This window comes from Pandoraea bronchicola, from assembly GCF_902459805.1.
Classification (GTDB): Bacteria; Pseudomonadota; Gammaproteobacteria; order Burkholderiales; family Burkholderiaceae; genus Pandoraea; species Pandoraea bronchicola.
This window is the reverse complement of record NZ_CABPST010000001.1, coordinates 579619-593736: the sequence shown is the minus strand read 5'-3', so window position 1 is coordinate 593736 and position 14118 is coordinate 579619. Positions and strand designations below refer to the sequence as shown.

Below are 14118 nucleotides of genomic sequence, written 5' to 3'. Positions count from 1 at the left end.
CGCTTTCAGGGAATCGGGTGATGCACGGTGACGAGCTTGGTGCCGTCCGGAAAGGTGGCTTCCACCTGAATGTCCGGGATCATTTCGGGCACGCCGTCCATGACGTCGTCGCGCGTGAGCAGCGTGGTGCCGTAGTGCATCAGGTCGGCAACGGTGCGTCCGTCACGCGCGGCTTCCATGAGGGCGGCGCTAATGAAGGCCACGGCCTCCGGATAATTGAGCTTCAGGCCGCGCGCACGCCGGCGTTCGGCGAGCAGGGCGGCGGTGAAGATGAGCAGCTTGTCTTTTTCGCGCGGAGTGAGCTTCATCGTGACGAAGAAATTTCAATGCGAAGGGTTCATGGGGATGGCGCCGCTGCCGCACATCATAGGCGCGCGTTCACGTCTGCGCCACTGGGTTTTGCGGTCGACCCGGTGCGCACCAGAATTGTGCGAATCATCGGCATGGCAGACGCCAATCCCCGGCGATGTCATTGGCAGATGAACCGCTGCAACTCCGGCGTGGAGGGCTGAGTGAAGAGCTGCTCAGGCTCGCCCGACTCCCAGATCTTGCCCTGATGCATGAACACCACGCGATCCGATACGTGCCGGGCGAAGCGCATCTCGTGTGTGACGAGGATCAGCGTCATGCCCTCGGCCGCGAGGTCTTCGAGCACCTTGAGCACTTCGGCGACCAGTTCGGGATCGAGCGCCGAGGTGATCTCGTCGCACAGCAGCACGGCCGGACTCATGGCGAGCGAGCGCGCAATGGCCACGCGCTGCTGCTGGCCGCCCGAGAGCTGCGACGGATAGCTGTCGAACTTGTCGGCCAACCCGACTTTGGCGAGCATGGAGCGGGCGACTTCGCGCGCTTCGGCGCCCGAGGTCTTCTTGACGACCTTCTGCGCGAGCATCACGTTCTCACCCGCCGACAGATGCGGGAACAGGTTGTACTGCTGGAACACCATGCCGACCTTCAGACGCAGCGCGCGCAGGTCGGTGTCGCGTGCGCCGACGTGGACACCGTCGACGGCCACGCTGCCGGCATCGAAGCGCTCGAGGCCGTTGAGCGTGCGCAACAACGTGCTCTTGCCCGAGCCGCTCTTGCCGATGATCGACACGACCTGACCGCGCTCGACGTCCATGTCGATGCCCTTGAGCACCGGGTTTTCGCCGAAGCGCTTTTGCATGCCCCTGACTTCAATGAGCGACATGGAGTTTCCTTTCAAGATGACGCGCCCACAGCGACAGCGGATAGCAGGCAGCGAAGTAGAGCAGAGCGACGAGGCCGTACACGGTGAACGGCTGGAACGTCGCGTTGGTAAGCATGGTGCCCGTCTTGGTCAGTTCGTCGAAGCCGATGATCGACGCGAGCGCCGTGCTCTTGACCACCTGCACCGAGAAACCGACCGTGGGCGCGATGGCGATGCGCAGCGCCTGTGGCAGGATGACGTGGCGCAGTTGTTCGCCGTAGCGCATGGCAAGGCTCGACGACGCTTCCCATTGACCGTGCGGAATCGCGTCGACGCAGCCACGCCAGATTTCCGTGAGATAGGCGCTCGTGTAGAGCGTGAGACAAACGGCGGCGGCCACCCACGGCGAGACATCCAGGCCAAGCAGCGGCAAGCCGAAGAACACCAGAAACAACTGCATGAGCAGCGGCGTGCCCTGAAAGACTTCGATGTACAACGCCACGGCATTCGCTGCCCATTGCACGCGACCCACGCGCACCACGAGCAGCAGCAGGGCAACCAGACCGCCGAATACGAAGGCGATGGCCGAGAGTGCGAGCGTCCAGCGTCCGGCCAGCAACAGGCCGTGCAGCATGTCCCACGTTGAGAACTCGGTCATCGCGCACCTCCTCTGACCTTGACCGTGCCGCGAAAGAGACGGCGTGCGCAGCGCATCAACACGCGGCGCAGCGCAATGGCGAGCACGAGATACAACGCGGTGACGATCAGATAGCTTTCGAACGCCCGGAACGTGCGCGACTGCACAAAGTTGGCGGCGTACGACAGATCGGGCACGGAGATTTGCGAGACGACTGCCGACCCGAGCATGACGATCACGATCTGGCTGGCGAGCGCCGGAAACACCTTGGCGAACGCCTGCGGCAGGATCACATGACGCAGGATCTGGCCGCGCGTCATGGCGAGCGACAGCCCGGCTTCTGACAGCCCGGTGGGCACAGCACGCATGCCTGCCCGGATGATCTCGGTGGCATACGCGCCGAGGTTCACGCTCATGGCGACGATAGCGGCGGTCGTCTCGTCGATATGAATACCGAGGCTCGGCAGACCGAAGAAGATGAAGAAGAGCTGCACGATGAACGGCGTGTTGCGGATCAGCTCGACGTACAGGCCCGCGATGGCCTTGAGCCACATCGGCCCCTCCTCGCGGGCAACGGCGCACAGTGCGCCGACGATCACGCCTACGACCGTGGACACGGCCGTGAGGGCGATCGTCAGCGCGGCGCCGCGCACAAAGAGCATCAGGTATTGCCGCAGATCGGCAAAGTCGAGGACGTAATGCATGTGAAGCCGGTGGTGAGTCGTGCGGTGAAACGTGCCGGAAAACGGGCGGCGATCAGAGATCGGCCGGCAGCGGCATGCCGAGCCACTTCTGCGAGATCTTGCCAAGCGAGCCGTCCTTCTTCGAAGCCGTGAGGATGTCGTTGACCTTGGCGAGCAGTCGCGGCTCGTTCTTGTTCAGGCCGACAAAGCAGGGCGAGTTCTTGATGAGAAACTTCGGCTCCGGCAGCTTGGGCGGGTGCTTGGCGACAATCGCAGCGGCCACGACGTTGCCCGTAGCAACGAGTTGCACCTGACCCGAGAGGAAGGCGGAGATCGTGCCGTTGTTGTCTTCGAAGCGTTTGATCGTGACGTCGGCCGGCGCGATCTTCGACAGTTCCAGATCTTCCACGGCACCGCGCGTCACGCCAATGGTCTTGCCCGAAAGGTCGGCGGGCTTGGATACGGCCAGATCCTTCGGACCGAAGACGCCGTTGTAGAACGGGGCGTACGCTTCCGAGAAGTCGATGACCTTCTCGCGCTCGGCGTTCTTGCCGAGGCTGGAGATGACGAGGTCAGCCTTGTTCGTCGTGAGGTAGGGCACGCGATTGGCGCTCGTCACGGGGACCAGCTCGAGCTTCACACCCATGCCCTTGGCGAGCAGGGCGGCCGTGTCGATGTCGTAGCCAACAGGCTTCATGTCCGGACCGATGGAGCCGAACGGCGGGAAGTCCTGCGGCACGGCCACGCGCAGGGTGCCGCGCTTGACGATGTCGTCGAGTCCGTCGGCGTGCGCGTCGCGCGGCATCGCCACGGCGAAGGCGGCGATCGCGCTGGCGGCGAGCATCAACGTGGTGAAGGCACGGCGCGCACGGGCGCGTGCGCCGACCGTGGCGGCAACGGCTTCATGAGAAACAGCGGTACGGGTGAACGGCAGCATGACGGCAACCTCGGGGATCGGGGGAGAAGCATTCCGGTAACAGGAGTGTTCCGGCGGCCGGATCATCTGGTCTGACCGGTCGATACAGTGAGGTAGCAGGAATCGTGCCTGGGGTAGCCAAAGGCCGGGGTACTCAGGACTCGGCGGGCAGGCGGGCACCAGCCGCCTGAGCACCGGCGGCTGCGGGAGGCGGAAGCGCGGCGGGCAAGCCCAATGTTGGTGCGAAATCAGGCTGGCGAGGATCGTGCGGCGCGCGGTGCGTCACCGTTATGGTGCGGCGATTGCGTTTGTCGGCTTACGTCGACCAGAGGCGCAACGGTTCGGCGGGCACGCCATGGACCTGCGGGCGCAGCGTAAGCCAATGCGAGATCAGCAACTGGCGCACCGTCTCCATGTCGTGACCGAGCACGCGCAGCACGAGCACATTGCCGGGCAGACAGGTGATCCCTGCGCGCAGTCCGTCGTTGAACGGCAGCGCTTCGGCGAGCGATTCGGCGAGCGCTCGCGTACACGCGTCGCCCACGGCCCACAGGGCGCCGAACACCGGGAATCCGGCGAGGCCGGTGATGCCCGTGCGCTGCGCGTCGTCAGCGCCGAGCACGGCCTGCTCCGCCCACAGCAGACGATCCTTGGCGTCGCGCAATTCGAAGTTCGAACGCCAGCGGCCCTGCGTCCATTGTTCTCCGGCGGCCTGCCGGCCGAGCAAGGTGGCGTCCCAGCCAATGACGGTCGCGCCTTCGCCAAGCCGCACGGTGATGCGCTGGCGAGCATCGGCATGTTCGAACACGATGTTCTCGAGCGGCAGCCAGTCGAGTTTTGCGCCGTCGTGTACGGTGAGGGTGATGTCCTGCGTGCCGAAGCGGCCCTGCGATTTGTACCACTTGGTCGCGCCGGGCGTGGTCAGCACGGCATGGGCGTTATCGCCGACAACCACGTCGATGGACAGCGCGTCGCCGCCGGCAATCCCGCCGGGCGGATGCACGACCACGGCGTGACAAATCCCCGGGCCTTCCGGATGAAGTGATTTCTGGACGACGAGCGGGCCTTGATGGCGCCGGGTGGCGAGGACAGTGCGCGCATCTTGTCGCGCAAAGCCCAGCGTCAGCTCGGCATGCCAGCCAGTGGAGGAAGCGTGCAGGGAATTCATGAAAAAGAATCGGCCGTGGATGCCGCGAATCTAGCACGCGGCGGGCAGGCGCGGCAGCTCAGTGCGTCTGGTGCGCGGGGTGTGCCGGGTGTGCCGGGTGCGCCGGGTGCGCGTCATACCGCCACCATGTGCCGCACGCCGTCGGCCTCCATGTCCTTGCCGAGTCCGCTCGCGACAATGGCGCCGCGACTCATCACGCGATAGTGATCGGCGAGTTCGAGCGCAAAGTCGTAATACTGTTCGACGAGCAGCACGGTCATGCCGCGCTCGTCGACCAGGCGTCGCAGCGTTGCCCCGATATCCTTGATGATCGATGGTTGAATGCCTTCGGTCGGCTCGTCGAGAATCAATAGTTGCGGGTCGCTCATGAGGGCGCGCCCGATGGCGAGTTGCTGCTGCTGTCCGCCGGACAGATCGCCGCCGCGACGCTGCTTCATGTCGCGCAACACGGGGAAGAGTTCGTAGATGTGCTCAGGCACGCCGAGTTTGGCCTCGCGTGCCGGGCGGCTCGCCGCACCGATCAGCAGATTCTCTTCGACGGTGAGGCGCGGGAAGATCTCACGGCCCTGTGGCACGTAGGCGAGGCCGCTCGCCACGCGCGCATACGATGGCGCAGAGGTGAGCGTTTTGCCGCGCCACGCGATGCTGCCGGACTTGACGGGCACCACGCCCATGAGGCACTTGAGCAGCGTGGTCTTGCCAACGCCGTTGCGCCCGAGCAGCACGGTGAGTTGCGCATCGGGCACGGTGAATTCCACGTTGCGCAGAATATGACTGCCGCTGTAGTACTGATTGAGTGCGTGAATTTCCAGCATGGTCAGCGTCCCAGATACGATTCGATCACGCGCTCGTCGCGCTGCACGACGTCGAGCGTGCCTTCGGCGAGCACCCGGCCTTCGGCCATGACGGTGACAAGACCCGTGTCGCCCGCGAGCGCGGCAACAAACGCCATGTCGTGCTCGACCACCATCATCGAACAATGCCCACGCAGGCGATTGAGCAACTCGGCAAGCTGCGCCGTCTCTTCATCGGTCATGCCGGCGGCAGGTTCGTCGAGCAAGAGGAGTTGCGGCTGCTGCATGAGCAGCATGCCGATCTCCAGGCGTTGCTTCTGGCCGTGCGACAACTGTCCTGCGCGCACATGCGCCTGATGTTCCAGATGCGTGAGCGCGAGCACCTCCTCGATGCGATGCCGTATGGCCGGCGTAAGCATGGCCCATAGCGAGCGGAACCAGCGCTTGTCGCCTGCGCAGGCGAGTTCGAGGTTCTCCCACACGCTGTGATGCTCGAACACCGTCGGCTTCTGAAACTTGCGGCCGACACCGGCCTGCGCAATGGCCGGTTCGTCGAGCCGGGTGAGGTCGAGCGTCTGGCCGAGGAAGGCGCGTCCGGCGTCGGGGCGGGTCTTGCCCGTGATGACATCCATCATGGTCGTCTTGCCGGCACCGTTCGGGCCGATGATGCAGCGCAGCTCATCGGTCTGGATCGATAGCGACAGGTCGTTGAGCGCGCGAAAACCGTCGAACGATACGGAGATGTTCTCGACATACAGAATGAGGCCATGCGACGTGTCGATCTCTCCCGGCACGACGAAGTGCGACATGCCCGTAGTGTCACCGCTGACATTGACGCTGACGGCGGCTTCGGGCGCGTCGGCCAGCTGCCAACTGATGTCGGCCATGTAATTGTTCATGCGCGGTCTCCGGTAACAGGGTGCGGCGCATCGCCCTCGGCGGCGGCTGGCGCGTGTCGAACGCGCTTGCGCGAGCGTTGCGTGACGAGTCCGATCACGCCCTGCGGCAGCAGCAGCGGCACGAGCACGAACATCGCGCCGAGGAAGAACAGCCAGTACTCGGCGAAGTACGCGGTGAAGAAACTCTTCGCGCCGTTGACGAGGAACGCTCCGGCAATCGCGCCCACGAGCGAGCCGCGTCCGCCGATGGCGACCCAGATGGCCATCTCAATTGAGTTGACCGGCGCCATCTCGCTCGGGTTGATGATGCCGACCTGCGGCACGTAGAGCGCCCCCGCGACGCCGCACAGCATGGCGGACAACGTCCACACGAACAGCTTGTAACTGAGCGGCCGGTAGCCGAGGAACATGGCGCGCGACTCGCCGTCGCGAATGGCGGTGACCACGCGGCCGAACTTCGATACGACCAGCGCGCGGCACAGCAGGAACGCGCCCACCAACACCGCGAACGTCACGAGAAACAGCACGGTGCGTGTGTTCGCCGAGGTGATCGAGTAGCCGAGAATGCGCTTGAAGTCGGTGAAGCCGTTGTTGCCGCCGAAGCCCGTCTCGTTGCGATAGAAGAGCAGCATGGCGGCGAACGTCAGCGCCTGCGTGATGATCGACAGATATACGCCCTTCACGCGCGAGCGGAAAGCCAGATAACCGAAGATCCAGGCGACCACACCGGGCAGCGCCACGACGAGAAACATCGCCCAGGCGAAGTGTTCGGTGCCGGTCCAGTACCAGGGCAGCGACTTCCAGTCGAGAAACACCATGAAGTCAGGCAGGTCGCTGTGATACACACCGTCGCGACCGATGCCGCGCATGAGGTACATGCCCATCGCGTAGCCACCCAGCGCGAAGAACAGACCGTGGCCGAGACTGAGAATGCCGCAATAGCCCCACACCAGATCGAGTGCGAGCGCGGCAATCGCGTAGCACATGATCTTGCCGACGAGCGTCATCGCGTAGGCCGACAGATGCAGCGGATGCGTGGCGGGCAACACCAGCGCACACACTGGCACCAGAATCGCCACCGCGAGTACGAACGCAAGAAGCAAAGGCGCGACGTACTTCGGCAGGAGACGGGCGCGCGCCGGCACATCCAGCGAGATCAGCGGCGAGGTGCCCTCTGGCAAAAATTTCGACGTCTGCATTCAGGCCTCCGCGCTGCGCCCTTTGAGCGCAAACATGCCCTGCGGGCGTTTCTGGATGAACAGCACGATCAGGATCAGCACGGCGATCTTGGCGAGCACGGCGCCCCACACCGGTTCGAGCAGCTTGTTGGCAATGCCCAGACCGAACGCGCCGACGATGGTCCCCGCGAGTTGTCCCACGCCGCCCAGCACCACGGCCATAAACGAATCGATGATGTAGCTCTGCCCAAGATCCGGTCCGACGTTGCCGATCTGCGAGAGCGCACAGCCACCCAACCCGGCAATGCCTGCACCGAACGCGAATGCGTAGCTGTCGACGCGGCCCGTTCGCACGCCGACGCAGGCGGCCATCGACCGGTTCTGCGTCACGGCGCGGATGAACAGGCCGAGACGCGTGAGATTGAGCACCGACCACGTGAGCGCCACGACCACCAGCGCAAATATCAGAATCACGATGCGGTTGTAGGGCAGCATCAGGTTGGGCAGCACGGCGATACCGCCGCTCATCCACGAAGGATTGACGACTTCGACGTTCTGCGCGCCGAAGAGCGTGCGCACCCCCTGAATCAGCAGCAGGCTGATACCGAAGGTCGTGAGCAGGGTTTCGAGCGGCCGTCCGTACAGATGCTTGATGACGGTGCGTTCCAGCACGAGGCCGAGCACTGCCGCCACGAGAAACGCGGCGGGCACGGCGGCAACGAGGTAGAAGTCGAACGCGCCCGGCAAGAAGCGCTGGAAGAGTGTCTGCACCACGTACGTGGCATACGCGCCGATCATGAGGAACTCGCCGTGCGCCATGTTGATGACGCCGATCAGGCCGTAGGTGATGGCCAGGCCCAGCGCGGCGAGCAGCAGCACGCTGCCCAGCGACAGGCCGGCGAATACCGTGCCGAAGAACTCGCTGCGACGTTGTGCGGCGGCCAGTTGTGTGAGCGCGATATCGGCCGCGCTGCGCACGTTGGCGTCGGGCTCGGCGTAGGTGCCGTCGGCTTGCTTGGCAACGATGGGCAGCAGCAGATCCCGCATTTGCGGATCGCCCGCGGCGGCGATCAGATCGATGGCTTCGCGGCGCTTGGCCGGATCGGTATCGTGCAATGCAGATTGCGCCCAGAGTTGATCGAGGCGTTTGCGCAGCGCGGGATCTGTCTCTTTCTGGCGTGCCTGCTCGATGCGAGTCTTGAACGCGGGCGACGGGTTTTGCAGCATGGTGTCGATGGCCTGCGCGCGGGTGTCGTGATCCGGCGAGAGCAGGGCACCCGCAGCAGCGGCCGTGGCAACCTTGGCGCGCAGCACGTTGTTGAGCGTGAGCGATCCGGCGTCGTCAGCCTTGACGGGGGCGCCCGTGATCGGATCGACGTATTTGTCTGCGGTCTGGATAGCGATGCGATCGCCCACGGTCACGGCCGAATCGTCGGCCAAGGCCTTGAGGAGCGCGGCGGCCTGCGGCGAACCGTCGGCCGCGAGGTGATCGATGGCTTGCGCCTTGGCGTCGAAATCGTCGCCTGCGAGCGCGGTGAGGTCGGCGCCGGTGACGGCGGCCCGGGCCGTGGAGGGTGTTGTCAGCGCGGCGCCCAGCGACATCAGGACAAGGGCGGCAGCGGTCCAGCGTCTTATCGTTATCATCAAAACCTCTGCGTGCGCCGGAGACCGTCCGCACGGCTCCGGCGCAAGGAGTGAAAGGAAGGTCAGACTTTGTCGGGCTTGCCTTCATTGCCCGCGATGAACGGGCTCCACGGTTGTGCGCGCACCGTCGTCTTGGTCTTCCACACGACGTTGAACTGACCGTCCGGGCGAATCTCGCCGATCATTACCGGCTTGTGCAGGTGGTGGTTGCCGTCCATGACCATGTCGAAGCCGTCCGGCGACTTGAAGGTCTGGCCGATCATGGCAGTGCGCACCTTGTCGACGTCGACGCTGCCCGCCTTTTCGACTGCCTGCTTCCACATGTGCATGCCGACGAACGTGGCTTCCATCGGATCGTTCGTGACGCGTTTGTCGCCGCCCGGCAGACCCTTCGCCTTGACGTAGGCGAACCACTCCTTCTTGAAGGCGTCGTTGGTCGGGTTCTTCACCGACATGAAGTAGTTCCAGGCGGCGAGGTGTCCCACGAGCGGCTTGGTATCGATGCCGCGCAGTTCCTCTTCGCCCACGGAGAACGCCACGACCGGTACGTCGGTAGCCTTCAGGCCCTGGTTTCCGAGTTCCTTGTAGAACGGCACGTTCGAGTCGCCGTTGATCGTGGAGATGACCGTGGTCTTGCCGCCTTGCGCGAACTGCTTGATGTTGGCGACGATGGTCTGGTAGTCGCTGTGACCGAACGGCGTGTAGACCTCCTGAATATCCTTGTCGGCCACACCCTTCGAGTGCAGGAAGGCGCGCAGGATCTTGTTGGTCGTGCGCGGATAGACGTAGTCGGTGCCCAGCAGGAAGAAGCGCTTGGCGCCGCCCCCTTCCTTGCTCATCACGTATTCCACGGCCGGAATGGCCTGCTGGTTCGGCGCAGCGCCCGTGTAGAAGACGTTCTTCGACATCTCTTCGCCTTCGTACTGCACGGGGTAATAGAGCAGGCCGTTGAGTTCTTCGAAGACAGGCAGCACCGACTTGCGCGACACCGACGTCCAGCAACCGAACACGGCGGCGACCTTGTCCGTGGTGAGCAACTGGCGGGCTTTTTCCGCGAAGAGCGGCCAGTTCGAGGCCGGGTCGACGACGACGGCTTCGAGCGGACGTCCCATCACGCCACCCTTGGCGTTGATGTCGGCGATGGTCATGAGCGCGACATCCTTGAGCGACGTCTCCGAGATGGCCATCGTGCCCGAGAGGGAGTGCAGGATGCCGACCTTGATGGGCTGTTTGCTCTGCGCAAACAAGTTGGGCGCCATGCCGGTGAGCGATGCGGCGCCCGAGAGGGCCGCCATCTGGAGTAGCGTGCGTCGTTTCATGGTACGTCTTCCCCTTTCCTGGTTAGACCGGCGGATCCGGTATGGGGGGACTTACGCAAAGGTCGTGCCAGCGGCAAGGGATCGACGCGTTTCATGTCCCCGCAGGGGAGGCGCGATGCCGGGCACGCCACGTGGACTGGTGTACAAGTCAAGACCCCATCTGGTGTACAAGGCGACGATGGCCGGCGACGGCTGGTGTTGACCGGGCGCGAGGGACGCGCCGAAGGTCAGCCTGGGTATCGGCCTTTCGGCTGATGGGCGAACGGCGGGCGAAGCACGTTGGTGCGGCGGCGCGCAGAGTTGGTGCGCACCGAGTTGGCGCGATGTCGCGGGTAAATGTTGTGGAGGGGCTGAGGGGGGCGAGGTGATCCAGGTGGCCGAGGTCGCCACCATGCCGCGCCGTGCGGTCGATGGCGAAGCGGCGGGCGCATTCGGGATGACATCGCCGCGTGGCATTTTTTGATGCATGATTGGCATTCGTGCCAAACCGGCCGACGGCAAGATCAGGACTCCCGACGACTCCCCGACTTGTTCGACATCACACTCATGACCGATACCATTGCCGGGCGCACCGCGCCGCCCTCCGAACCCGGGCACGCCGAGCACCAGCGGCGCCGCATGGGCCGCCGCTACGCCGCCGTGCTGGCCGCATGTCAGGCGCTGTACACGGCCGCCTTGTCCGTCGACCTCACGTTGACGGGACTGGTGGGCTACATGCTGGCGTCCGACAAGGGCTATGCGACGCTGCCGTTCTCGCTGATTACCGTGGCGTCGGCCATCACGACAATCTTCGCGTCGATGCTGATTCAGCGTTTCGGCCAACGTCTGGGCTTCGCGCTGGGGGCGTTGTTCGGCACCGTCGGCGGGCTGGTTTCGGTGGTGGCGATCTACGAGCGTCACTTCGCAATGTTCTGTGCGGGCACGGCATGTGTGGGGGTATTTCAGGCATTTGCGCGTTACTACCGGCTGGCGGCTGCGGACGTCGTACCTGTCGAAGACAAGCCGCGCGCGATCTCCATCGTGCTCACGGGCGGCGTGCTGGCGGCGGTGATCGGCCCGGCGCTGGCCGCAGGCAGCAAGGACTGGCTCGCGCCCGTGACGTTCGCGGGGTCGTATCTGGTCGTCACGCTGCTCTCCGGGATTTCGCTGTTGTTGCTCGTCGGCTTTCTGCGCAATTTGCCGGTGCATGCGGCGAGCGGTACGACGGGCGACGCGGCGGCGTTACCTGCGCGCCCGCTCGGCGAGATCATGCGTCAGCCGATCTATATGGCGGCATTGGCCAACAACCTGATCGGCTTCATGGTGATGATGTTCGTGATGACGGCGACGCCGATTGCGGCCGTGGCGTGCGGGCACAGCATCGACGATGGGGCGCACATCATCGAGTGGCATCTGGTGGGGATGTATGCGCCGTCGTTCTTCTCGGGGCATCTCGTCAAGCGCTGGGGGGTGGTGCCGGTGCTGCTGGCGGGCATTGCGATGAGTGCCCTGTGCGGTGTGCTGGCGCTGATGTCGACCAGTCTGCCGTACTTCTACGCGGCGCTGGCGTTCCTTGGCGTGGGCTGGAACTTTATGTTCGTGGGCGGCACGACGTTGCTCACCCTGTCTTATCGACCGGCGGAGCGTGCGCGGGCGCAGGCGGCGAATGAATTCATCACCTTTGCCGGTACCGCCATCTCGAGTCTGTTCGCAGGGCAACTGCTCGCTCGCTTCGGCTGGGCCACCATCAATCAGGCAACCTTCCCGTTGCTGGCGATCGCGGCGCTGGCGACCGTGTGGTACGCCCTCGACGCGAAGCGCCGTCCGGTGCAGGCGACAGCCTGACGATCCTCAAGCGCCTCACAGTCCTCTTCACACACGACCATGAGCCAACCTCGTCTCGTAGCCTTTCTCATCGTGCCGCCGTTCGTGCTGCTCGATCTCGCCGGGCCGCTCGATGCGTTTCACGCGGTCATCCGCAACTTCACGGAGTCGGGACAGGCCGCGCCTTATCGCACGGTGGTGGTGTCAGAGCACGGCGGCCCGGTGGAGACCGGGTCGGGGATCACGCTGCATACGGAGCCGATGCGCGCGCTCGAAGCGATGCCGGTCGACACGCTGATCGCGGTAGGCGGGGCGGTGGCGCATCGCCCGGCGGTGCCGGGTGAGGTGGGCGAGTGGCTGCGTGACTATGCCCCCAGCGTGCGACGTGTGTGTTCAGTGTGCGTGGGAGCGTTCATTCTGGGGGCGGCGGGGCTGTTGAACGGGCGCCGCGCAACCACGCACTGGCTGGATACGGCAATGTTGCAGACGTGTTTCCCGCAGGCGAGGGTCGAGTCCGATCCGATTTATGTGCACGATGAACCGGTGTGGACGTCGGCCGGGATCACGGCGGGCATCGACCTCGGCCTGGCGCTGGTCGAGGACGACTGCGGGGTGGACGTAGCGTTACAGGCGGCGCGTCGGCTCGTGGTGTTCCTCAAGCGCGCAGGCGGGCAATCGCAGTTCAGTCCGCCATTGCGCGAGCAGGTGGCGGCCGGGGCGCCGTTCGGCGAGTTGCATGCGTGGATGTCCGAGCGGCTCGATGGCGACCTGTCAGTGGTGCGTCTGGCCGAGCAGGCGAACATGAGTCCGCGCACGTTCGCCAGAAGCTACCTCGCGCGCACGGGATCGACCCCGGCGAAGGCGGTCGAGCGGATGCGTCTGGAGGCGGCGCGTTTTGCGTTGCTCGACTCGGAGGCGCCGCTCAAGCGCATTGCAGCGCGCGTGGGCTTCGGCGACGAACAGAACCTGCGCCGCGCGTTTCAACGCCAATATGGCGTGACGCCTGTGGCGTACCGGGAGCGGTTTGGGCTGAACGTCTGAGGGCCTCCTCGATGCTCTTCATATCGGTCGCGCAATGCATATTGCGTTGCGATGCGCCATATTTTTTCGGAATTTCCCAATTTCAAGACTGACCTTCTACGGTCAATACTCTTCCTCACCCGCTATTCATTGTCTTCACCGAGACACGGCATGGGGTAGCGCGTCTTGTTGACGCCCCGCAATCAACGAGACGATTTTCTTCGCGGGCGCTTAGGAGACGCGCGATTGGTGTACGACACGCTCACGCGCACGTTGGGTATCACCAACCTCCAGTTCCTGCTGCCGGACGAGTCACATGATTCGGTGAAAACGGCAGACGTGGCGGCGCTGAAGCGATTCAATGAGGCCCTCTTTGAATGCTGGGCGGCAGACGAGCGAGGCGTTGTGCGTATCCGTTCCATCGACCGCATGCTCGATGCCATTCTGGCGGACGAAAAACGTAAGGCGGAAATCTGGCGCGAGACGAAGCAACGTGTCGTGTTCACGCTATCGAGCGGCGGTGACATCGGCCACGACGATACCTTGAGAAACGTGATTCCCGATATCTTCTACGCTCGCATGAACGTTGCGGATGTGACGTTTTCCGAGTTCCTGGCCTGGCACGCGACGGTTAGCGCACTACTGGCGCGCCGCTCGGCAGCGGCGGCGTGCCGCTCATGCTTGTGGCGAGAGATATGTGAGATCGCAACGAGAGCCGATACCCCCTTGCATCGATGCAAGGATGGCATTGCGGACCAGCACACCATCTATTGCGACTGTCTGAAGGCGACCTACCAGAAAGGCGCCGAATATCTCGCATTGCGGGGCATTCCCATCAACGACATATCCCGCAATTTTGTGGAGATTCATTGAATGTTTCTTTGGC

At 64.2% G+C, this 14118-nt stretch carries 14 protein-coding genes; 3 read left to right on the top strand and 11 right to left on the bottom strand.

Translation table 11 applies throughout. The features are described from left to right. Positions 1 to 5: 5 nt before the first annotated feature. The 11 genes from PBR20603_RS02695 to urtA all read right to left on the bottom strand — a co-directional run bounded on the left by PBR20603_RS02695 (position 6) and on the right by urtA (position 10349). On the bottom strand, positions 6 to 308 hold the full coding sequence (locus tag PBR20603_RS02695; protein ID WP_023598019.1) for an urease subunit gamma: 303 nt from the start codon (positions 306 to 308) through the stop codon (positions 6 to 8). A 161-nt stretch (positions 309 to 469) separates the two neighbouring features. Continuing rightward, positions 470 to 1192 carry an amino acid ABC transporter ATP-binding protein gene (locus PBR20603_RS02690; protein ID WP_150557982.1) on the bottom strand — a complete coding sequence of 241 codons (723 nt, stop codon included), beginning with the start codon at positions 1190 to 1192 and terminating at the stop codon, positions 470 to 472. After that, entirely contained in the window at positions 1179 to 1829 is a 651-nt protein-coding gene (locus tag PBR20603_RS02685) for an amino acid ABC transporter permease (RefSeq protein WP_150557981.1), read from the bottom strand. Before PBR20603_RS02685 ends, PBR20603_RS02690 begins: the two co-directional genes overlap by 14 nt. Next, complete coding sequence (locus PBR20603_RS02680) at positions 1826 to 2512, bottom strand: amino acid ABC transporter permease (RefSeq protein WP_150557980.1); 687 nt, start codon at positions 2510 to 2512, stop codon at positions 1826 to 1828. The genes PBR20603_RS02685 and PBR20603_RS02680 overlap by 4 nt, the downstream gene beginning before the upstream one ends. Positions 2513 to 2564: 52 nt before the next feature. Next, positions 2565 to 3335 carry a transporter substrate-binding domain-containing protein gene (locus tag PBR20603_RS02675; RefSeq protein ID WP_150558305.1) on the bottom strand — a complete coding sequence of 257 codons (771 nt, stop codon included), beginning with the start codon at positions 3333 to 3335 and terminating at the stop codon, positions 2565 to 2567. 388 nt (positions 3336 to 3723) lie between these two features. After that, positions 3724 to 4575 carry an urease accessory protein UreD gene (locus tag PBR20603_RS02670; RefSeq protein WP_150557979.1) on the bottom strand — a complete coding sequence of 284 codons (852 nt, stop codon included), beginning with the start codon at positions 4573 to 4575 and terminating at the stop codon, positions 3724 to 3726. Between the two features lie 113 nt (positions 4576 to 4688). Beyond that, positions 4689 to 5390: an urea ABC transporter ATP-binding subunit UrtE gene (urtE, locus tag PBR20603_RS02665; RefSeq protein ID WP_150557978.1), complete on the bottom strand. Its 702-nt coding sequence runs from the start codon at positions 5388 to 5390 to the stop codon at positions 4689 to 4691. 2 nt (positions 5391 to 5392) lie between these two features. Then, positions 5393 to 6178: an urea ABC transporter ATP-binding protein UrtD gene (gene urtD, locus PBR20603_RS02660; protein WP_246174385.1), complete on the bottom strand. Its 786-nt coding sequence runs from the start codon at positions 6176 to 6178 to the stop codon at positions 5393 to 5395. 86 nt (positions 6179 to 6264) lie between these two features. Then, positions 6265 to 7467 carry an urea ABC transporter permease subunit UrtC gene (gene urtC / locus PBR20603_RS02655; RefSeq protein WP_150557977.1) on the bottom strand — a complete coding sequence of 401 codons (1203 nt, stop codon included), beginning with the start codon at positions 7465 to 7467 and terminating at the stop codon, positions 6265 to 6267. Continuing rightward, positions 7468 to 9090, bottom strand: coding sequence for an urea ABC transporter permease subunit UrtB (gene urtB, locus PBR20603_RS02650; protein ID WP_150557976.1), 1623 nt, complete (start codon positions 9088 to 9090; stop codon positions 7468 to 7470). A gap of 62 nt (positions 9091 to 9152) precedes the next feature. Continuing rightward, complete coding sequence (gene urtA / locus PBR20603_RS02645; RefSeq protein ID WP_425495784.1) at positions 9153 to 10349, bottom strand: urea ABC transporter substrate-binding protein; 1197 nt, start codon at positions 10347 to 10349, stop codon at positions 9153 to 9155. Between the two features lie 606 nt (positions 10350 to 10955). On the opposite strand from urtA, the gene PBR20603_RS02640 reads away from it, so the two are divergent. The 3 genes from PBR20603_RS02640 (at position 10956) to PBR20603_RS02630 (ending at position 14105) form a co-directional block, all read left to right on the top strand. Then, entirely contained in the window at positions 10956 to 12233 is a 1278-nt protein-coding gene (locus PBR20603_RS02640) for an MFS transporter (protein WP_150557974.1), read from the top strand. 39 nt (positions 12234 to 12272) lie between these two features. Beyond that, entirely contained in the window at positions 12273 to 13253 is a 981-nt protein-coding gene (locus PBR20603_RS02635) for a GlxA family transcriptional regulator (RefSeq protein ID WP_150557973.1), read from the top strand. Between the two features lie 225 nt (positions 13254 to 13478). After that, positions 13479 to 14105, top strand: coding sequence for a radical SAM protein (locus tag PBR20603_RS02630; RefSeq protein ID WP_150557972.1), 627 nt, complete (start codon positions 13479 to 13481; stop codon positions 14103 to 14105). Positions 14106 to 14118 lie beyond the last annotated feature (13 nt).

What these genes read in the sequence shown, in the direction of transcription:
- PBR20603_RS02695 (WP_023598019.1), bottom strand. Translation starts at nt 308, where the DNA reads ATGAAGCTCACTCCGCGCGAAAAAGACAAGCTGCTCATCTTCACCGCC.
- PBR20603_RS02690 (WP_150557982.1), bottom strand. Translation starts at nt 1,192, where the DNA reads ATGTCGCTCATTGAAGTCAGGGGCATGCAAAAGCGCTTCGGCGAAAAC.
- PBR20603_RS02685 (WP_150557981.1), bottom strand. Translation starts at nt 1,829, where the DNA reads ATGACCGAGTTCTCAACGTGGGACATGCTGCACGGCCTGTTGCTGGCC.
- PBR20603_RS02680 (WP_150557980.1), bottom strand. Translation starts at nt 2,512, where the DNA reads ATGCATTACGTCCTCGACTTTGCCGATCTGCGGCAATACCTGATGCTC.
- PBR20603_RS02675 (WP_150558305.1), bottom strand. Translation starts at nt 3,335, where the DNA reads ATGCTCGCCGCCAGCGCGATCGCCGCCTTCGCCGTGGCGATGCCGCGC.
- PBR20603_RS02670 (WP_150557979.1), bottom strand. Translation starts at nt 4,575, where the DNA reads ATGAATTCCCTGCACGCTTCCTCCACTGGCTGGCATGCCGAGCTGACG.
- urtE (WP_150557978.1), bottom strand. Translation starts at nt 5,390, where the DNA reads ATGCTGGAAATTCACGCACTCAATCAGTACTACAGCGGCAGTCATATT.
- urtD (WP_246174385.1), bottom strand. Translation starts at nt 6,178, where the DNA reads ATGTCGCACTTCGTCGTGCCGGGAGAGATCGACACGTCGCATGGCCTC.
- urtC (WP_150557977.1), bottom strand. Translation starts at nt 7,467, where the DNA reads ATGCAGACGTCGAAATTTTTGCCAGAGGGCACCTCGCCGCTGATCTCG.
- urtB (WP_150557976.1), bottom strand. Translation starts at nt 9,090, where the DNA reads ATGATAACGATAAGACGCTGGACCGCTGCCGCCCTTGTCCTGATGTCG.
- urtA (WP_425495784.1), bottom strand. Translation starts at nt 10,349, where the DNA reads ATGGCGCCCAACTTGTTTGCGCAGAGCAAACAGCCCATCAAGGTCGGC.
- PBR20603_RS02640 (WP_150557974.1), top strand. Translation starts at nt 10,956, where the DNA reads ATGACCGATACCATTGCCGGGCGCACCGCGCCGCCCTCCGAACCCGGG.
- PBR20603_RS02635 (WP_150557973.1), top strand. Translation starts at nt 12,273, where the DNA reads ATGAGCCAACCTCGTCTCGTAGCCTTTCTCATCGTGCCGCCGTTCGTG.